This window comes from Micrococcus sp. EYE_212 (assembly GCF_023147585.1).
Classification (GTDB): domain Bacteria; phylum Actinomycetota; class Actinomycetes; order Actinomycetales; family Micrococcaceae; genus Micrococcus.
Map to the genome: position 1 here is coordinate 14,570 of NZ_JAHXOZ010000005.1, position 18,629 is coordinate 33,198.

Annotated in this window: 16 protein-coding genes; 5 read left to right on the forward strand and 11 right to left on the reverse strand. The window is 69.0% G+C overall.

Features of this window, described 5'->3' with window-relative positions; genetic code table 11:
* Positions 1 to 55: 55 nt before the first annotated feature.
* The 10 genes from KZX60_RS04590 to KZX60_RS04635 form a co-directional block, all read right to left on the reverse strand.
* A complete protein-coding gene (locus KZX60_RS04590) occupies positions 56 to 1,162 on the reverse strand; it encodes a glycosyltransferase (RefSeq protein WP_248115893.1) in 1,107 nt (368 codons plus the stop codon).
* A complete protein-coding gene (locus KZX60_RS04595) occupies positions 1,159 to 2,388 on the reverse strand; it encodes a hypothetical protein (protein WP_248115894.1) in 1,230 nt (409 codons plus the stop codon). The genes KZX60_RS04590 and KZX60_RS04595 overlap by 4 nt, the downstream gene beginning before the upstream one ends.
* A 66-nt stretch (positions 2,389 to 2,454) precedes the next feature.
* Positions 2,455 to 3,585: a UDP-N-acetylglucosamine 2-epimerase (non-hydrolyzing) gene (gene wecB, locus KZX60_RS04600; protein ID WP_248115895.1), complete on the reverse strand. Its 1,131-nt coding sequence runs from the start codon at positions 3,583 to 3,585 to the stop codon at positions 2,455 to 2,457.
* 2 nt (positions 3,586 to 3,587) lie between these two features.
* Entirely contained in the window at positions 3,588 to 4,682 is a 1,095-nt protein-coding gene (locus KZX60_RS04605) for an NAD-dependent epimerase/dehydratase family protein (RefSeq protein ID WP_248115898.1), read from the reverse strand.
* A gap of 2 nt (positions 4,683 to 4,684) precedes the next feature.
* A complete protein-coding gene (locus tag KZX60_RS04610; protein ID WP_248115900.1) occupies positions 4,685 to 5,725 on the reverse strand; it encodes a polysaccharide biosynthesis protein in 1,041 nt (346 codons plus the stop codon).
* Between the two features lie 48 nt (positions 5,726 to 5,773).
* On the reverse strand, positions 5,774 to 6,364 hold the full coding sequence (locus tag KZX60_RS04615) for a sugar transferase (protein ID WP_248115902.1): 591 nt from the start codon (positions 6,362 to 6,364) through the stop codon (positions 5,774 to 5,776).
* A complete protein-coding gene (locus tag KZX60_RS04620) occupies positions 6,364 to 7,539 on the reverse strand; it encodes a DegT/DnrJ/EryC1/StrS aminotransferase family protein (protein WP_248115904.1) in 1,176 nt (391 codons plus the stop codon). Before KZX60_RS04620 ends, KZX60_RS04615 begins: the two co-directional genes overlap by 1 nt.
* A complete protein-coding gene (locus KZX60_RS04625) occupies positions 7,536 to 9,413 on the reverse strand; it encodes a GNAT family N-acetyltransferase (RefSeq protein WP_248115906.1) in 1,878 nt (625 codons plus the stop codon). The genes KZX60_RS04620 and KZX60_RS04625 overlap by 4 nt, the downstream gene beginning before the upstream one ends.
* Before the next feature lie 8 nt (positions 9,414 to 9,421).
* Positions 9,422 to 11,224: a nucleoside-diphosphate sugar epimerase/dehydratase gene (locus KZX60_RS04630; RefSeq protein ID WP_248115908.1), complete on the reverse strand. Its 1,803-nt coding sequence runs from the start codon at positions 11,222 to 11,224 to the stop codon at positions 9,422 to 9,424.
* 34 nt (positions 11,225 to 11,258) lie between these two features.
* Positions 11,259 to 12,512, reverse strand: a complete 1,254-nt coding sequence (locus KZX60_RS04635) for a nucleotide sugar dehydrogenase (protein ID WP_248115910.1) — start codon at positions 12,510 to 12,512, stop codon at positions 11,259 to 11,261.
* Between the two features lie 330 nt (positions 12,513 to 12,842).
* On the opposite strand from KZX60_RS04635, the gene KZX60_RS04640 reads away from it, so the two are divergent.
* The 5 genes from KZX60_RS04640 (at position 12,843) to KZX60_RS04660 (ending at position 18,072) form a co-directional block, all read left to right on the forward strand.
* A complete protein-coding gene (locus tag KZX60_RS04640) occupies positions 12,843 to 14,267 on the forward strand; it encodes a polysaccharide biosynthesis tyrosine autokinase (RefSeq protein ID WP_248115911.1) in 1,425 nt (474 codons plus the stop codon).
* 70 nt (positions 14,268 to 14,337) lie between these two features.
* Positions 14,338 to 15,525: a zinc-dependent alcohol dehydrogenase gene (locus KZX60_RS04645; protein ID WP_248115915.1), complete on the forward strand. Its 1,188-nt coding sequence runs from the start codon at positions 14,338 to 14,340 to the stop codon at positions 15,523 to 15,525.
* On the forward strand, positions 15,522 to 16,553 hold the full coding sequence (locus KZX60_RS04650; protein ID WP_248115918.1) for an NAD-dependent epimerase/dehydratase family protein: 1,032 nt from the start codon (positions 15,522 to 15,524) through the stop codon (positions 16,551 to 16,553). The genes KZX60_RS04645 and KZX60_RS04650 overlap by 4 nt, the downstream gene beginning before the upstream one ends.
* Positions 16,554 to 16,558: 5 nt before the next feature.
* Positions 16,559 to 17,053, forward strand: coding sequence for a transporter substrate-binding domain-containing protein (locus KZX60_RS04655; RefSeq protein ID WP_248115920.1), 495 nt, complete (start codon positions 16,559 to 16,561; stop codon positions 17,051 to 17,053).
* Positions 17,050 to 18,072 carry a cation transporter gene (locus tag KZX60_RS04660; protein ID WP_248115922.1) on the forward strand — a complete coding sequence of 341 codons (1,023 nt, stop codon included), beginning with the start codon at positions 17,050 to 17,052 and terminating at the stop codon, positions 18,070 to 18,072. The genes KZX60_RS04655 and KZX60_RS04660 overlap by 4 nt, the downstream gene beginning before the upstream one ends.
* Positions 18,073 to 18,081: 9 nt before the next feature.
* On the opposite strand, the gene KZX60_RS04665 is transcribed toward KZX60_RS04660, so the two are convergent.
* Positions 18,082 to 18,612 (reverse strand): hypothetical protein, encoded by a 531-nt coding sequence (locus KZX60_RS04665; RefSeq protein WP_248115924.1) that lies wholly within the window; start codon positions 18,610 to 18,612, stop codon positions 18,082 to 18,084.
* Positions 18,613 to 18,629 lie beyond the last annotated feature (17 nt).

Below are 18,629 nucleotides of genomic sequence, written 5' to 3' on the forward strand. Positions count from 1 at the left end.
CGGGGCGTCCGTCCCTGGCCACTGGGCACACCCGGGGCGTCCCCCTCGGCTCACCTCACCACCATGGCAGGGGCGGCGGCTCCACTCCAGGCAGCCCCTCACGCCAGTGCTCGATGACGCGCTCGAGGTACGCGGCGCCCGCATCAGCGGAGATCGAGGACTCCGCCCAACCCCGCAGCCGATCCCGACCGTCGGCGCTGGGACACTCCTGCGCCCCCGCCCACGCGACCGCCGCCCGTATGCCATTCTCGGTCGGTTCAAACCGGTATCCCTGCAGGTCTGACCGAACTACCTGGGCCGCGCCGGCAGCGCTGGAGACCAACACCCTCGTCCCGGACAAGAGGGCCTCGGAGACGACCGCTCCCCATCCGTCATACCGCGAAGGCAGGACCAGGAAGTCCGCGGTCGCCATGAGCTGACGCACCACGGGATTCGGCAGCGCTCCGCTGACGGTGAGGTGCTGCGGGTGTTGCGCCGCGAGCTCGTGTATCTCCTCCCCGGCCGGCCCCGAGCCGACGATCCGCATCCGCAGGCCGGCACGGACGGCGGCCCGCGCGAACGGGACGATGTTCTTGTTGCCGTCGAGGCGGCCCACGTAGAGGATCTGCCCTGCGGCTGTCTCCTCGGATGTCCCCCCGGAAGCCTCTGCGTGGGGCGAGAGCCAGTACGCGAAGGGGGCGACCTTCGCGGCAGGCACCCCCGCTCGCCGGAGCTGGCCCACGCCGCCCTGGCCCGTCGTCAGGAAGTGCCCCCCTCCCCGGGAGAACCGGCGAACCCACCGGCGGGTCCGCATCCACCAGTTCGCTCGGCGGGGCAGGGTGTTCAACTGCCACGGCTCCACGTATCCAATGTGGAATGCGCCCGATTGGACCGCTGTCTCACGGGCCCGCACCTCGAATGGTGTGCGGCCGATGCCGGAGATCACGTGGATGGTCTCCTGCGTCCAGGACTCGGCGACTTTTGGAGGCACCGGGACGTCTTCCGGCGCGATGACGACACGGGCGTCGCCGTGATCCAGGGCCTGCTCCCAGCCCTGCGCGAGCCGGCGTGTCGCCACTGGCTTTCGCGCGACCACATCGACAGTGTGGCCCCGCCCGGCCAGAGCCGAGAGGAACGCCGCCTGATGGAGTGAGGGGACGGGTTGCCAGAAGACGAACTTCATGAGCTCCTCGCTTCGATTCTCAATCCCCAGGCGATGTCCTGCTCCGACCAGGCCCTGGAGTTTCTTCCTGCACGCCGCATGTGCGGCGCCGGGGGTTTCTCCGTCAACAGAGCGGAGAACACGAGGAAGGTCATCACGGTGAACGAGTTGCCGAAGGTGAAGAGCCAGCCCTCGAATTGCACGTTCGCCAGGATCGCCACGAACGCCGCCGCTCCGAAGCGGGTCCCCCGCGTTCTGGCGAGGATCGCCAGCAGGATCCCCGCCATGAGCGCGAGCCCCCACCAGCCGAATTCGTACGCGGCCTTGAGGAAGACGTTGACTCCTGCCTCACTCTGGACCGAGGCGGATCCGCCGCCGAACCCGAACGGCATGCCGCGGCGGATGTCCGCCAGCGCCAGCGTCCAGTAGTGGGACCGGGAGTCGTTGGTCCTGGTCAGGCCGGTGTCGCCGTCCGAGGTCGTGAACTCCTCGGGCGAGGTCGCCAACTGCACGACACTGAACACCAGCACACCGAGCATGAGGGCGCGGATCCGCCAGTCGGAGAAGATCCTCCAGGCCGCGAGCACAAGAAACAGCGCCGTCGCGAGGGCGCCGGCCCGGGACGCTGTCCACACGAGGGTGAGCATGACCAGCACCCAGTAGACGACCATGACCCAGCGCCGACGGATCACCACGCTCGCGAGCGCCGTCACGAGGGCCATGATCGCGAGGGCGTTGGCGTTCAGGAACAGGCCGCGCAACCGGCCGGCCTCGATCGAGCTGCCAATCCCCGCGATCCCCATCAGCAGCGAGGAGATGACGAGCAGACCGGAGGCGACGAACACGCACCAGAGCAGATCGCGTGGGGTGAAGATCGTCCTGGCCGCCCACAGGAGGGCGAAGGCGATCGCCGTGCTGGTGAAGGTGGCCGCCGTCTGAGGGACGTTCACCGTCCATCCGAGGGAGACGACCGTAGTGATCAGCAGCGCGGCGAGGGACACCAGCAGGACACCGTTTCTCTGGTGAAGCATCCGTCGGCGCGTGCCCACCCAACGGACGAGCAGCCCTAGCATGATCACGACCATGCCGGGACGGGTATCCACACCCGGTCCAACCTGGAGCATGGGAACGGTGTACAGCAGCAGGCCGATGACGAGGGAGACGCGCGGGGCCCACGCCGAGAACAACACCGTGAAGCTGACCGCCAGCAAGCCGCCCACCACCAGGACCAGCGTGTCGATCAGCATGGGCATGCTCTCATCACCTCGCGTTCGGCGATGCCCTCGTCGGCCAAGGGTGGAACGCTCATCCGGTCACCGCCGGATCCCGTGACGCTGGTGGTGCGTCGCCGCCTGGGAGCGGATGTAGTTCAGCACACGCCGCGAGGAGTCCTCGATGGTGTAGTCCGTCGGCAGGGAGGCGGGGCCATCCGCCTGGAAGTCTGCGATGACCATGCGGACCGCGTCCACCACGTCCGCAGGCTCCAGCCCTGTCGCGATGATCGCCCCGGTGTCGATCGCCTCGGGGCGTTCGATCGCGTCGCGGAGCGTCACCGCCGGGAACCCCAGCATGGAGGACTCCTCGGAGATGGTCCCCGAATCGGAGATCACGCAACGCGCATGGAGCTGCAGCTTGTTGTAGTCGTGGAACCCCAGGGGTTCGTGCAGTCGAATCGCACTGGAAGCGGAGAGGTCGAACTGCTCGAGACGCTTGCGCGTGCGCGGGTGCGTGGAGACCAGAAGCGGCACCCCCTGGTCCTCTGCCACCGCCTGCAGGGACTCCAGCACCTTCTCCAGCCGGTCCTGGCGGTCCACGTTCTCCTCACGATGCACGCTGGCCAGCAGGTACTCCCCCGCGTCCAGCTCGAGCCGCGCGAGCACGTCCGAGGCGTCGATCTGATCTCGGTACGCGGTGAGCACCTCGTTCATTGGAGAACCCATCACCATGACGTCTCGCGGGTGCAGGCCCTCGGCCAAGAGGTTCCGGCGGGAGTGCTCGGTGTACACGAGGTTGTAGTCGCTGACATGGTCCACAAGGTGACGGTTGATCTCCTCGGGGACGTTCGGATCGAAGGAGCGGTTGCCCGCCTCCAGATGGAACACGGGCACCTTCATCCGCCTGCCCATGAGGGCGGACACACAGCTGTTGGTGTCACCGAGCACGACCATGGCATCCGGCTTCTCCTCCAGCAGCACCCGCTCGGTGCCCTTGAGCACGTCGCCGAGGACGGCTCCCAGGGAGCTGGTGTCCGCTTCGAGGAAGTGGTCCGGCCGGCGAAGGCCGAGGTCTTCGAAGAACACCTCATTGAGGTTGTAGTCGTAGTTCTGCCCGGTGTGGACCAGCACATGGTCCACATGCTTCTCCAACCGGCGGATCACGCACGCCAGGCGGATGATCTCGGGGCGGGTGCCCACGACGGTCATGACTTTCAGGCGACCGCTCATGGTCACACCACCTCAGGGATCGTGTCGGGGTTCGTGGGATCGAAGATGTCGTTGGTCCAGAACGCGGTGTACAGAGTGGACGCACCCACGTTGGTGATCTTGTGTGACACGAGCGTGGGCATGTCCACCGAGACAGGCTGCTCGCCGTTCACCCGGAACACGTGGACCTCGTCGGTGCCCATCTTCCGCAGAGAGATCTCCGCCTCCCCCGCCAGCACCGTGAAGCGCTCCACCTTGCGACGGTGGTAGTGGTCGCCTCGAGTGACGCCCGGAGCGGTCGTGGAGAACGACGTCTGCCCGGTGCCGCCCCGGGAACGCACGATCTCGAAGAAGGAACCTCGTACATCCCCATGACGCGTGATGGGCAGGGGCAGCCCATGGGGATAGAGGTAGGACCGGTACGTGTTGAACAGGTCCCGGTCGAAGTCAGTGGCCAGATCCGGGAACTCGGTGCGCTTATACGTGCGGGCCATGTCTCCCAGGCGGGCGGCGAGCCCGCTCACCGTCTTGTGAACCGCGAGGGTGTCCATGGCTGCGACGGGCACGGCGCCGACGAGCACGTCCGCCGCATGCTGGGCATGCAACAGGGTCAGCTCCTTGTCCTGCTGCACCTCCGGTGTCTCCCCGGCGGCGATCAGGTGGCAGAACGTGGCTGTCACCGCGTTGTAGAACGGACGCCCGAACTCCCCGAACAGATTCGGCAGGCGGATGTCCTCGTACTCAGCGCCCCGGTTCCGCGCCTGAGTGCCCAGCACGTCCGCTGCTCCCGTCTTCGCCTCGCCATAGACCGATCCGTTGGCGGCCTGGGTGCTGTTGGCGAAGACCACGCGAGAGGGAACGGAGTCGACCTGCCCGAGAACCTCGGCCACCTGCCGCGCGAACCGGTTGTTGCCCTCGGCGACCTCCTGGTCCGTGCCTCGGTTCACGCCGGCAAGGTGCAGCAGCTGGTCCGCGCCGTCCAGGGCCGCACGTGCCGCCTCCGGGTCGAAGGAGTCCCCCACGGGCAGGAGGGCGACCTCGTGGCCGTGCTCCTGGAGCGCGGCCCGCGTGTGGAGCCCGAGGAAACCACGACCTCCCGTCAACACATAGCGCGCCATGGTCAGCCTTCCTTGGTCGGAATGCCCGCGAGTGCCAGCTCGCGGCGGACGTCCGGAAGAGTCAGCAGCAGTCGCTCGACGTCCTCCACGGACATGAGCGGAACGGTGTGGGAGTCGTAGTCATCGTACTGCGTGTGTGCCTTGTCTCCTTCTTCCACATAGACCTTGTAGTTCAGGTCGCGGGCATCGGCCTGGATGCGGAAGTAGTCCCCCATGTCCTCAGCGCGGGAGAGCTCCTCGCGGCTGGCCAGCGCCTCGGAGACCTTCTCCGCATGGCGGGTGCCGATGATGTCCACGCGGGCATCGGAGTGGAAGAGGTTGATCACTGCCTGTGCCAGGGCGCCGATCGTGCAGGAAGGAGCCTTGCGGATGAACAGGTCACCCTGCTCGGCGTGCTCCCAGGCGAACTCCACGAGGGACACGGACTCGGAGAGGGACATCATGAAGCGGGTCATCTCCGGGTTGGTCACCGTGAGGTTCTTCCCAGCCTTGAGCTGGCGGATGAAGAGGGGGATCACGGAGCCCCGGGAATACATGACGTTGCCGTAGCGCACGCAGGAGACGGTGGTGGCGGCCGTGGGGTTGTTCAGGCCGTGGGACAGAGCCACCTTCTCCATGAGCGCCTTGGACATGCCCATCGCGTTGACGGGGTACACCGCTTTGTCCGTGGAGAGGCACACGAGCGACCGCACCCCGGCCTCATCCGAGGCGCGCACCACGTTGGCGGAGCCGTTCACATTGGTGCGCACCGCCTCCATGGGGAAGAACTCACACGAGGGGACCTGCTTGAGGGCAGCCGCGTGGAACACGTAGTCCACGTCGCGGACCGCCCGCTCCATGCTCGTGTAGTCGCGGATGTCGCCCAGGTAGAACCGCAGGCGCTCGTCGCCGATGTCGTGGCGCATCTGGTCCTGCTTCGCCTCGTCCCGGCTGAGGACGCGGATCTCCGCGATGTCGCCCCTGTCGAGGAGCTTCTTGGTGACGGTGTGGCCGAAGGAACCGGTGCCACCGGTGATCAGGATCTTGAGGTCGGTCTCAGTCATCGAGGACTCCCGGGTTGGTGAGGACGTCATGAAAGGAAGCTGGGCGGGTCAGTCGCGGACCACAGTGCGCAGAGTGTCGGCGAGGATGCGCAGGTCGCCCGTGAAGGAACGCGTCCGGACGTAGCCGACATACGCGGCTGCCTTCCGAGGCAGAATGCTGCTGACGTAGTGGGCCTCCGGGTCCTCCACCGCAGCCAACTCGTCGGCCTCGTTGCGGAACTCGATGGAGGCGGGGTCCGTGATCCCCGGGCGGACTGAGAGGATGGTGGGCCGCAGGTCCGCCGGCCACTGTGCCACGTACTGGGGAACCTCCGGCCTCGGCCCCACGCAGGACATCGCCCCGCGCAGCACGTCGTAGAGCTGGGGCAGCTCGTCGAGCTTGGTCCGGCGCAGCACGCGTCCCACCGGGGTGACCCGCGGGTCGCCAGCGTGGGACACGGCGGTGCCGTCGTGGTCCACCCGCATCGTGCGGAACTTGTGGATGGTGAACGGGCGTCCGCCCAGGCCGACTCGCTCCTGACGGAACAACGCCGGCCCGGGCGAGGTGGTCTTCACGGCCACCGCGACACCGGCGAGCACTGGGGCGCTCAGCGCCAGGGCCGCGCCGCTGGCGACGATGTCGAAGGCACGCTTCAGCATCAGCCGACCACGCGCCGCACGGCATCGATCACGGTGTCCACCTGGTCCTGGGTCATCGACGAGAAGATGGGCAGGCTCACCGTGCGCTCGAACTCTGCACTGGCCACCGGGAGGTCGGCCTCGGTGACTGCACAGTTATCGCGCCAGTACGGGTGCAGGTGGAGCGGGATGAAGTGGACGGAGGTGCCCACCCCTTCCTCGCTCATACGCTCGATGAAGCGATTGCGGTGGAGCCCCGCACGGTCCTCGTCCACGCGGACGATGTACAGATGCCACGCATGCGCATCAGGGTCGGTCTCGACCACCGGGCAGGTGATGGGCAAGTCCGCGAAGGCCTTCGTGTACTGCTCCGCAATGGCTCGGCGGGCATCGCGCATCTGGTGGGCTCGCCGCAGCTGGACCCGGCCCATCGCGGCAGCGGTGTCCGGCAGGTTGTACTTGTACCCCGGTGCCACCACCTCGTACTGCCACGACGGCGTGGTGGACTGGTAGCGGTTGAAGACGTCACGGCTGATTCCGTGCAGCCGCATCGTGCGCATGCGGGTGGCCAGCTCGGGGTCTTTGACCACCACCATGCCGCCCTCGCCGGTGGTCATGGTCTTCGTGGCATAGAAGCTGTAGACCACGGCGTCGGAGTCGGAATCGCCCACCCATCGGCCCGCGGACCGCACCGGAAAGGCATGCGCCGCATCCTCGATGACCTTGAGGCCGAACTCGTCGGCGAGGGCCCGCAGGGGGCCGGCCTCCACCGGCATGCCCGCCATGTGCACGGGCATGATCGCCACCGTCTGTGCGGTGATCTTCCGACGGGCGTCGGCGAGGTCGATGTTCAGTGTCACCGGATCGGCATCCACCAGGACGGGGTTAGCCCCCATGTAGCGGACCACCTCCGCGGTCGACGTGAAGGTCCAGGTGGGCACGAGGACGTCATCGCCGGGACCCACTCCGAGGGCCTCCACCGCGAGGTGAAGACCGGCAGTCGCGGAGTTCACCGCGATGCATTGGGCGTCCTCTGCGCCCAGGAACTGGCCCATCTCCTTCTCGAAGGCGGCCGCGTTGGGCCCGGTGGTCAGCCAGCCGGAACGGACGGTGTCCGCCACGGCCTGCACTTCCTCCTCCGTGATGTCCGGAAGGGCGAAGGGAAGGAACGATCGCGTCGTGGGGGTGTGCGTCACGATGTGACTCCTGCCTCGGTCGGGCGGGAGACCGCCAGATCTGTGATGTATCGGTTCATGGGGCGCCCCTCGGGCGTGGTGTAGGTGGTGTCGAGGCTCCAGCCGGCGCGTTGGTAGAACGCGTTCACGGCGTCGTTGCCCGAGGCGTCAGTCGTCAGGAAGGCACGATCGGCGCCGAGCCCACTCGCTCGGCGAGTCCAGCCCTCCAGAACCAGACGTCCTACTCCGGCGCCCTGACGGCCCGGTGCGACGAAGACAGAACTGAGCAGCGCACCATCCGGATCATCGACCCCCGGCGCCCCGCCACGGTAGCCGACGGCGCGGAGAAGCCGCGGCGCGCGGCGCGGAGCCCGTAGCGCCGCCTTCGCGCTCTGGTAGGCGAACCCCGCCCAACGGCGCCGCAGAAGTCGCCGGAAGAATCCCGCCGGAGACGTGCTCCCCACGGCCGCTGCGACCACATGACCTGCGCCATCCTCGACGACGGCTGTGACGGCATCGGGGTCCTCGAGGAATCCGGCGTAGAACTCCCTCAAGAACCCCTCTCCCAGTTGGGAGAGGAAGAAGTCAGGGAATGCGGCCCGATGGAGGGCCGCGACCTGGGGGATATGGCGCCGGCGCAACCGGTGCGCCGTGAATTCCTCATTCTCACCGCGACGGGCTGGGCGGCCCGCGACCTCCTCAAGCAGCTGCTCCACGGCATCCGTGGTGGTGCGCACGCTGAACTGGTCCTCGTACGCCCGCCCGGCGTTGGTTCCCCACTGCGCCAGGCTGACCCGCCCCATTGCGGCCAGACGATCGATGGCCTCGCGGATTGCGCGAGGGCTCGATTGGTCTACCCCGAGCCCCGCCTCGGACCCCTCCACGACCGCAACGACATCACCCGTGGCCGCGACGAGGGCGGGAAGTCCGCTGGCCATGGTTGCCTGTGTCTTGCTTGGCAGCGTGAGTGGTGTCAGGGGGTCCGCGACCAGGCTGATGTACGCCACATCCGCCGTCGCCATGAGATCCGGCATCCGCTCAGGAGCCACGCGCCCGATGAACCGGGCAGCCGGCACCTGACGGGCACGCCGCCGCAGGTCCGCCTCCATGGTCCCACCACCAGCGAGCAGGCAGACCAGCTGCGAGGGGTCCACCCCTTCCAGTGCCTCGATGAGCGTCTCCAGGCCTTGGGCTGCACCCATGGACCCTGCGTACAGCAGGACGACGGTGTCCGCGCTGATCTCGAGGCCGGCCCGCAGATCGGAACCGGGTTGCCGGAAGACCTGTTCGTTGCCGGGCTTGGGAATGTAGACGAGCTTGTCCGCAGCCACACCCCGGCTGCGGAGGACGTCTGCCACGGACGGCGCGATGTGCACCACCGCGTCGGATGCGCGGTACATGGCATCAACCCAGCGGTGCAGGAGGGCGCTCGCCAGCTGACTCCGCATGCCCGCGGCACCGAATCCGGAGACGAGAAGAGTGTCCGGCCACAGGTCCGCGACCTCCGTGACGAGCGGGACGCGGTGCAGGAGGCGACTGGCCAGCATGGGCAGGGCTACGGTGATGGGCGAGTAGTTCACCCAGACGACATCCGAGCCACGGAGGTGCCGCACCCCCCAGAGTGTGGAGGAGACCGCGAAGGAGCCGTAGTTCAGGATGCGTCCGACGAGGCCGGTTCCATGGTTGGGATACAACGGCGTTCTCACCACGCGGACGCCGTCCCGATGCTCCACTGCACACCTCTGCTGGTGATAGCCGGGGGCGATCGTACCCGTCGGGTAGTTGGGGAAGCCCGTCACCACCGTGACGTCATGCCCTCGACGTGCCAGCTCGCGTGCCAGCACACCGGGAAGGGCGGCGGGGCCCGGCTCGGGGTCATACCACTGGGTGATCATGCCGACCCTCATGCCGCGTTCCCCGTCGATGCGCCGTCGTGCACGGGCTGTGTGCCCTGGGCACGCTGCAACCATTCCGCGTAATCGAGTGCGTCGGGGCCGAGGGTACTCACGTCGGCGTGGGAGATCTTGGGGTGGAAGGGTCGGTTGTCTGTCTCCCCCTCTCCGATCAGCTCCTCGTGGAGCTTCTCGCCGTGGCGGAGTCCCGTGAACACGAGGGGGACGTCCTTGCCGGACATCTCGATCATCCGCTGGGCGATGCCCAGGATGTTCACCGGTTCTCCCATGTCCAGGATCATCACCTCACCCGGCCGGCCGATGGCTCCGGCCTGGATCACGAGGTGGCTGGCCTCGGGAATGGTCATGAAGTACCGGGTAACGTCCGGGTGCGTGACCGTGACCGGGCCCCCCTGCTCGATGAGCCTGCGGAACGTGGGGAGCATGGAGCCCCGACTGCCGATCACATTGCCGAACCGCACCGAGAGATAGGGCTTCTGAGTCTGCCCGGCCATCCAGGCGGTCAGCTTCTCCGCCACGCGCTTGGAATGACCCAGCATGGACGTGGGGTTGGCTGCCTTGTCCGTGGAGATGTTGATGAAGACGTCCACGTCCGCGGCGCGGGCGGCCTCCAGGACGTTGAGCGTGCCGAGGACGTTGGACTTCCACGCCTCCTCCGGATACTGCTCCAGCATCGGCAAGTGCTTGAGTGCCGCCGCATGATAGACCACGTGGGGCCGGCGTTCCGCAAAGACTTGCTTGAGTGCTTCGGCGTCCCGAATGTCCGCCAGGACGACGTCCTTGGTGTCCAGCAAGCCGTGGCCCACGGTGCCCAGCTGGGCGTCCTGCAGGGCGGTCTCGTCGCGGTCCAGCATGATCAGCTCGGCTGGCGAGTATTTGATGATCTGCTGGCAGAGCTCAGAACCGATGGAGCCTCCCGCGCCGGTGACCAGCACCCGCTTGCCGGAGAGATACTCGGCCGCCGTGTCCACCGCCGTGTCCACGGGCTCCCGCCCGATCAGGTCCTCGATGGAGAGGCTGCGCAGATCTTGGAGGCCGACAGCATCCGTGAGCTGGCGATCCAGCACGGGAAGCACCCGGACGTTGACGCCGGTGGGGGCCGCCACGTCTGCCACATCTCGGATGAGATGGTTGTCTGCGTCGGAGATGGCCACGATCAGCTCGGTGGCACCCGTCCGCTCCACCGCCTTCGGGAGATCCCGCAGGGTGCCGGCCACCGGTACGCCGCGGACGAGACGGCGCTGCAGGCTGCGGTCGTCATCGAGGAAGCCCACGGGTCGATACGACGAGTGCGAGTCGATCTGCATACGTCGCGCCAGGCTCTCTCCCAGCATGCCGGCCCCGTAGATCAGCGTGGGCGCGGCATTGTCTCCCGGCCCGAAGCGCGACTCGCGGCGGAGACGGTGCACGTAGCGCAGGCCGAGCATCGTCACCAGGGCGACGGGCCCGGCGACCACCATGGTGCTGCGGGGGACCTGCCACGCCGGACCCACGATGAGGAGAACGGCCGTCACCACTGCAGAGACGCCGAGCACCAGAATGGTGAGGCCCCGGACCTCATCGAAAGTGCCGTAGCCGTACCTGCCCCGATAGAGCCCCAGGAGGTACCCGCTCACGAGCTGGACCGTCACCACCAGGATGAAGATCGCAGTCAAGCCCGTCCAATGGGCGGCGTCCATGACGAACTCGAAGCGGAACAGGGTTGCCAGCAGAAGAGCGAGGGCCCAGGCTCCCACGTCCAGTGCGAGGAAACGGACCCAGTCTCGTCGGCGTCGTTTGACGCTGATGGTCACCTGACGACCTCCACGAAGTATGTACCGCACTCCATCACAGCACCGACACGTTCTCTGCGGACGGCACGACATGCCGGGTATCGAATACCCGGACCCCGAGGTCCGCCAGCGCCTGGTAGTCCACGTCGGTGTGGTCAGTCAGCACCACCACGATGTCCTGGCCGCGCAGGTCCTCCACGCCCTGAGCGCGCGCCACGCGCTCCGGCCAGGCACGATCCAGGATCCAGGTGTCCAGGGCGGTGACCTCGGCCCCGTACTCGTGGAGGAGACGGATCACCACCTCGGAGGGGGATTCCCGGAGATCGGACGAGTCCCTCTTGTAGGCCAGGCCCGCGAGGGCCACCCTCGCCCCGTTCAGGGCCTTCTTGTCCTGGTTCAGCAGCCTCATCACGCGCTCGACCACGTGGACGGGCTGGTTCTCGTTGATGTCGTTGGCGAGTTCGACGAACCGGAAGGTCTGCCCCAGGTCCTTCTTCACCGCCCACGAGAGGTAGCTGGGGTCCACCGGCAGGCAGTGCCCGCCCACGCCTGGACCGGGCGTGAACTTCATGAATCCGAAGGGCTTGGTGTCTGCCGCCCGGATCGAGTCCCATACGTCCACGCCCAGCTGGTGGGCGAAGACGGCGAGCTCGTTGACGAGGGCGATGTTCACGTGCCGGAAGGTGTTCTCCATGAGCTTGGTCAGCTCCGCCTCCCGCATCCCCTTCACGGGGACGGGAGTGTCGATGATCGTCGCGTAGAACTCGAGCACCTTCTCCAGGGATTCGGGGGTGAGACCGGAGACGACCTTGGGCGTGGTCTGGAACGTCCAGTCGGTGCGTCCCGGGTCGATCCGTTCCGGGGAGTACCCCACGTGGAAGTCCGTCCCCGCGGTGAGACCGGAGCCGCGCTCCAGGATGGGCACCAGCAGCTCGTCCGTGGTGCCGGGGTAGGTGGTGGATTCGAGGATCACGGTGCAGCCGGGGCGGATGTGCTCGGCCAGCGAGGCCCCGGAGGCCTCGATGAAGGTCAAGTCCGGGAGGGAGTCGCGCAGCGGGGTGGGCACGGTGATCACCGCGACGTCGAAACCGGCGGCGTCCGCGTAGTCCCGGGAAGGCTGGAAGCGGCCCGAATCGAGGGCGGCCTGGATCTCCGCGTTCGGGATGTCCTCCACATAGGAGCGGCCGGCGAGCAGATCAGTCACCCGCACCTCGCTGAGGTCGAGCCCGATGACATGGTGACCCACCTCGATCGCGCGCATCGACACCGGCAACCCCACATACCCCTGACCCACAACCACCAATTTCATCGGTCGTCCTTCCGCTTCTCCGCGCTCACCGCACGAGGCTCTTCTCGCTGTCCTTGCAGCGGGCCTCTGGATTAACCCCCATGACAGAGGAGCATAGCGCCTCAGAAACAGACAGAAGCCAGTCATTTCATGGACACATCTCTGATCATGCATCAATAGATCCAGGGTGAATTGCAGATGAACGCCTAGGAATGGCCCCGCCATGACTAGGCTGTTCGGAACGACGAGGGCAGCCACGCGGCTCGGCTCCGAGCGGTGCGCCCGGAATCGGACGCCTGGGCCCTTCACCCGACGACAAGATGAGGCAGGGCACCGATGCACGAGCACGCGATGTCGGAAGAAGCCGGCATGCCCGGCGAGGAGCAGGGCGGCTTCACGCTCCGCGACGTGATGGCGGTCTTCCGGCGCCGCTGGCTGCCCGTCCTCCTCGCGACCCTCCTGGGACTCGGCCTGGCCGCCCTCCTCACCGCGCTCCAACCTCGCCTCTACACGTCCTCGAGCACCGCGGTGGTGAACCCCGTGGTGACGGACAACCCGGCGGCCGCCCTGAGCCAGGACACCGTGGCGAAGTCGCGGGCCGTGCAGTACAACGAGCTGGCCAAGTCCATGCTCGTGGCCACGCGTGCCGTGGATCTGGTGGACTTCCCGCTCACCCCCGGCCAGGCGCGCGGCGCCGTCACCACCACTGTGCCCACGGGCACGTCGCTGATCCAGGTGCGGGCGGAGTGGGCGGATGCCCAGCAGGCCGCGCAGCTCGCGGACGCGTGGGTGGAGGCCCTCACCCAGGAGGCGGACACGCTCGCCCGGGCGGACGGGGCCACGCCCCAGGTGCAGATCAACCGCATGCTCCCGGCCACCGTGCCCGGGAGCCACTCCTCCCCGCGCGAGGCGCTGAACCTGCTGGTGGGCGGCGCGCTCGGCCTTGCCGCGGGCGTGGGCCTCGCCCTGCTCCTGGAGGCGCTGGACCGGCGGATTCGCGGCACGGAGGACCTCCAGCGGGCCGGGCTCACGCCCATCGGCATGATCCCCGCGTCCATCGAGCTCTCCGGTGACCGCCGGGTGCTCCTCGAGGGAGGCTCGAATCCGGACGCCACGCACTTCCGCGCCCGCGAGGCCTTCAACGAGCTGCGCATCAACCTGCAGTTCATGAATCCGGACGATCCGCCGCGCATCATCACCGTGACCTCCACGAACCAGGCAGACGGCAAGTCCACAGTGGCGGCAAACCTCGCGGCCACCCTGGCCCACGCCGGGGTGCCCTCGGTGCTCGTGGACGCGGACCTGCGCCGGCCCACCGTGGCCACCACCTTCGGTCTGCTCGCCGGGGCCGGTCTCAGCGATGTCGTGGTGGGGCGTGCGGACCTCGCCGACGTGATCCAGGCCCCGGCCGAGTTCGGGGGCCTGCTGGTGCTGCCTGCCGGCCAGATCCCCCCCAACCCGACGGAACTGCTCATGTCCGACCGCTTCAAGCAGGCTCTGGAGGCGCTGGCCGAGACCCACATGGTGATCGTGGACGCGCCCCCGCTGCTCGCCGTCTCCGACGCCGCCGTCATGGCCACGCGCCTGGACGGCGCCCTGCTGGTGCTGGACGCGAAGTCCACCACGCGCGATGACGTGCGCCAGGCCGTGACTGCGCTGGAGCGTGTGCACGCCCCCATCCTCGGCGCGGTGCTGAACCGGGTGGAGAGCAAGGGCAAGGACGGCCGGTACGGGTACTACCGCTCGGACTACACCACGGCCGCCCCGTCGGCCTGAGGCCATGTGATCCGGGCCCCGCTCCCCAGCGCTTCCGCGCGATGGGGGGCGGGGCCCTATCCTTCTGTCCATGCGAGCACTCACCTGGCAGGGAAAGCGAACCGTCTCCGTCGAGGACGTCCCGGATCCGCGGATCCAGGAGCCCACGGACGCCATCATCAAGGTCACCTCCACGGGCATCTGCGGATCGGACCTGCACCTCTACGAGGTGCTGGGCCCGTTCATGGACGCGGGCGACGTGATCGGGCACGAGCCCATGGGCATCGTGGAGGAGGTCGGCTCGGCCGTCACCCACATCAAGCCCGGCGACCGCGTGGTCATCCCCTTCATCATCGCCTGCGGGCACTGCTGGATGTGCGAGCGCGGGCTGCAGTCCCAGTGCGAGACCACTCAGGTCCGCTCCCAGGGCTCCGGCGCGGCCCTGCTGGGCTACTCCCGCCTCTACGGCTCCGTGCCCGGCGGCCAGGCCCAGTACTTGCGGGTCCCCCACGCCGACTACGGGCCCATCAAGGTCCCCCACACCGGCCCCGACGAGCAGTGGCTGTTCCTTTCCGACGTGGTCCCCACCGCGTGGCAGGGCGTGCAGTACGCGAACGTCCCCGCCGGCGGCACGCTCGCCGTGCTGGGCCTCGGCCCCATCGGCCAGCTGGCCTCCCGCATCGGCGTGCACCTGGGGTACCGGGTGATCGGCGTGGACCCGGTGGCCGAGCGGCGCCACATGGCCGCCCGGCACGGCGTCGAGGTCATGGACATGCAGGGCTGGGGCGGCCGCGAGGTCCCCGAGCTGCTGCGCGAGGCCACCGGCGGGCGCGGTCCGGACGGCGTGGTGGACGCCGTCGGCATGGAGGCCCACGGCTCCCCCGTGGCCAAGGCCGCGCACCAGGCCGTGGGGATCCTGCCCGGCCCTGTGGGCCGGGCGGCCATGAAGACCTCCGGTGTGGACCGCCTCAACGCCCTCCACACGGCCATCGAGGCCGTCCGCCGCGGCGGCACGGTGTCCCTCTCCGGCGTGTACGGGGGCATGCAGGACCCGATGCCCATGTTGACCATGTTCGACAAGCAGATCACCCTCACCGAGGGCCAGTGCAACGTGAAGCGCTGGATCGACGACCTGCTGCCGCTCGTGGACGACCCGTCCGACCCGCTCGGCGTGCTGGACCTCACCACCCACACGGCCGCGCTCGAGGACGCCCCCCGCATGTACGACATGTTCCAGAAGAAGGAGGACGGCTGCATCAAGGTGGTCCTGCAGCCGTGAGGATCGTCGTCCTCGGCGCGACGGGCAATGTGGGCACCGCCCTGCTCGAGCGCCTCCACCGGGCCCCGGAGGTCACCCGCGTCGTCGGTGTGAGCCGCCGGGGCCCGGACAGGGCGGGGCCCCCCTACGACGGCGTGGAGTGGCACCGTCTCGACATCGCCGACCCCGCCTCCGCCCCTGAGCTGGAGGAGGTTCTGCGGGGCGCCGACGCCGTCGTCGACCTCGTGTGGGTGATCCGCCCCAACCGGGACCGGGCGCACCTGCGGGCCGTGAACGTGGTGGGGAACGAGCGGGTCTTCCGGGCCGCGGCCGCCGCGGGCGTGCCGCACCTCGTCTACGCCTCCTCCGTGGGCGCGTACGGCCCCGGCCCCAAGGACGCCGCCGTGGACGAGTCCCACCCGACGACGGGCGTCCCGACCTCCCACTACGCGGCCCAGAAGGCCGAGGTGGAGTCCATCCTCGACCGCGTCGAGGAGGGGAGCCCGGAGATGCTGGTGACGCGCCTGCGCCCCGGGCTGATCTTCCAGGCCGCCGCCGGTCCGGAGATCAAGGACTACTTCCTCGGGGACCTCGTCCCCGGCCGGCTGGTCGCCCGGCTGCGGACGCCGCTGCTTCCCTTCCCGGCGGGCCTGCGCTTCCAGGCGCTCACCGCGCAGGACGTGGCCGAGGCCTACTGGCAGGTGATCGCCCACCGCGCGGGCGGTCCGTTCAACGTGGCGGCCGATCCCGTGCTCGACGCGCACACGATGGGCACGGCGCTCGAGGCGAAGCGGATCCTGGAGCTGCCGATGGGCCTGTTCCGGACCCTCGCCTCGCTCACCTACCGCGCCCGGCTGCAGCCCACGGACCCAGGATGGCTGGACATGGCCGCCGCGGTGCCCGTGATGGACACCTCCGCGCTGCGCCGGGCCACCGACTGGCGGCCCACCACCGACGCACGGGAGGCCGTCCGCCTCGTCCTGGACCACCTCGACGGGCGGGAGGGTCTCGGCAACGCCGGGCACCGCTCCCACTCCCCCGCGGAGTGAGCGCGATGGAGACCACGCGACGCCTCGTGGTCTCCTGCCTGCTCGCCACCGCGGGCCTCGGCCTCACCGGCTGCACCTCCTCCGGCTACCCGGCCGACCCGGAGGGCACCCTCGACCGCATCACCGGCGGCGTCCTGCGCGCCGGCGCGGCCCACCACCCGCCCTACGTGGACGTCACCGGAGCGGAGCCCACGGGCTCCGAGGCGGACCTCGTGCGCCGCTTCGCGCAGTCGCGCGGGGCGAGCGTCGAATGGACGGCCTCCGGCGAGGAGGCGCTCATGACGGCCCTCGAGAAGGGCGATCTTGACATCGCCGTCGGCGGCTTCACGGAGAGGTCCCCGTGGACCACCCACGCGAACCTCACCCGACCCTACGCCGAGGTCACCGGGCCAGACGGAGAGGACGCGAAGCTCGTGATGGCGGTCCCGCTCGGGGAGAACCAGATGCTCGGGGCCCTGGAGAGGTTCCTCGACGAGCAGCCGCAGGAGGACCGAGGATGAGCCGCACCGACTCCCCCGCCGGGCGCCGCTTCGGACGCGCGGAGCTGCCCCCGGAGATCCAGCGCGCGGCCCATCAGGCCGTGGTCCTCGAATGGCTGACCCTCGCCTCGCTCTCGGTCACCATCGGCCTCGTGGTGCTCGTCATGGGATCCTCGCAGGCGATGAAGGCGGCCTGGATCGAGGACCTGCTCTCCCTCGTCCCGCCGATCGCCTTCCTCATCGCGCTGCGCGTCTCGCGTCGGCGTCCGCGGCGGGAGCGGCCTTACGGCGACCACCGCTCCGTGGGCGTGGGCCATCTCGTGGCCGCCGTCGCCCTGACCGCCATGGGCCTGATTCTCATCGTGGACTCCGCGATGACCCTGATCACCGGCGAGCACCCGGCGATCGGCACCCTGCAGCTCTTCGGCCACACCGTGTGGCAGGGGTGGCTCATGATGGTCGTGATGGCCCTGTCCATCCCGGCGCCCGTGATCCTCGGCCACAAGAAGCTCAAGCTCGCCGAGCAGCTCCACGACCGCGTGCTCTACGCCGACGCGGACATGAACAAGGCCGACTGGCAGACGGGCGTGGCCACCATCGTCGGCGTGGCCGGCGTGGGGCTCGGCCTGTGGTGGTTCGACTCGGCGGCCGCGATCTTCGTGGCGGTCAGCATCCTCAAGGACGGCTGGTCCAACCTCAGCCAGGCGATCGGCGTCCTCGCCGACCGGCGCGCCACCGAGATCGAGGGAAAGAAGCCGCACCCGCTCATCGACCACGCCGAGCGGGTGGCCTGGGCGCAGCCCTGGGTCCGCCACGCCGGCGCCCGCGTCCGGGACCAGGGCCACGTGTTCCACGTCGAGATGTTCCTGGTGCCCCAGCACGGGGCCGACGTCACCGTTGGCCGCTGCGCGGACTTGCGCGAGCAGATCGAGGAGCTGGACTGGAAGCTCGAGGACGTCGTGGTGATCCCGGTGGCCGAGCTGCCGGAGGAGGTCCACGGCGGCCGCTCCGGGGACGAGCAGTCCAAGGGCAGCGAGTAGGGGCGGGCCTCAGCCCAGGAAGCGGCGGAGCAGGGTCTCGTCGGTGACGCGCTGGACCTCGGCCAGGTACTCCCGGGTCTGCTCCAGCAGGCCCCGCGCCTCCTCGGCGTCGAGCCCCGGCACGTGGGGTGCCAGGCGCTCCAGGATGCGCCACATCTCGGACTGGCCCTGCAGGGCGCCGGTCAGCACGTCCAGCTCCACCTGCGTCCACCCCGAGCCCTTCGCGCGCACGGCGTTGACGGGGTTCAGCCGCCCGCCCGCGGCCGCCACGGCCCCGGCGGCCCGGTCCCGCACGGGCGTGCGGAAGCCGAGGCGGGCGATGATCTCCTCGAGCCGCTCCTGGCTGGCCTCGACGCCGTCTGCCAGGCGGGCGAGCACCGCGTGCTGGGGCGTGCCCTCCCAGGTGTCGGCGGCCGCGCGGAACGCGGGCACGCCCGGGCGGGACCCGAGCAGGTGCTGGTTGAGGTAGTCCTCCAGCATCTCCCGGTCGAGGGCGGAGGGCTGGGACTCGGATGCGGGGGCCGCGGGGGTCTCTGACATGAGCCTTGTCTACGGGA

Excerpts from the sequence above, each read along its gene's own strand:
- KZX60_RS04590 (WP_248115893.1), bottom strand. The coding sequence starts at position 1,162 with ATGAAGTTCGTCTTCTGGCAACCCGTCCCCTCACTCCATCAGGCGGCG.
- KZX60_RS04595 (WP_248115894.1), bottom strand. The coding sequence starts at position 2,388 with ATGCTGATCGACACGCTGGTCCTGGTGGTGGGCGGCTTGCTGGCGGTC.
- wecB (WP_248115895.1), bottom strand. The coding sequence starts at position 3,585 with ATGAGCGGTCGCCTGAAAGTCATGACCGTCGTGGGCACCCGCCCCGAG.
- KZX60_RS04605 (WP_248115898.1), bottom strand. The coding sequence starts at position 4,682 with ATGGCGCGCTATGTGTTGACGGGAGGTCGTGGTTTCCTCGGGCTCCAC.
- KZX60_RS04610 (WP_248115900.1), bottom strand. The coding sequence starts at position 5,725 with ATGACTGAGACCGACCTCAAGATCCTGATCACCGGTGGCACCGGTTCC.
- KZX60_RS04615 (WP_248115902.1), bottom strand. The coding sequence starts at position 6,364 with ATGCTGAAGCGTGCCTTCGACATCGTCGCCAGCGGCGCGGCCCTGGCG.
- KZX60_RS04625 (WP_248115906.1), bottom strand. The coding sequence starts at position 9,413 with ATGATCACCCAGTGGTATGACCCCGAGCCGGGCCCCGCCGCCCTTCCC.
- KZX60_RS04635 (WP_248115910.1), bottom strand. The coding sequence starts at position 12,512 with ATGAAATTGGTGGTTGTGGGTCAGGGGTATGTGGGGTTGCCGGTGTCG.
- KZX60_RS04640 (WP_248115911.1), top strand. The coding sequence starts at position 12,843 with ATGTCGGAAGAAGCCGGCATGCCCGGCGAGGAGCAGGGCGGCTTCACG.
- KZX60_RS04645 (WP_248115915.1), top strand. The coding sequence starts at position 14,338 with ATGCGAGCACTCACCTGGCAGGGAAAGCGAACCGTCTCCGTCGAGGAC.
- KZX60_RS04655 (WP_248115920.1), top strand. The coding sequence starts at position 16,559 with ATGGAGACCACGCGACGCCTCGTGGTCTCCTGCCTGCTCGCCACCGCG.
- KZX60_RS04660 (WP_248115922.1), top strand. The coding sequence starts at position 17,050 with ATGAGCCGCACCGACTCCCCCGCCGGGCGCCGCTTCGGACGCGCGGAG.
- KZX60_RS04665 (WP_248115924.1), bottom strand. The coding sequence starts at position 18,612 with ATGTCAGAGACCCCCGCGGCCCCCGCATCCGAGTCCCAGCCCTCCGCC.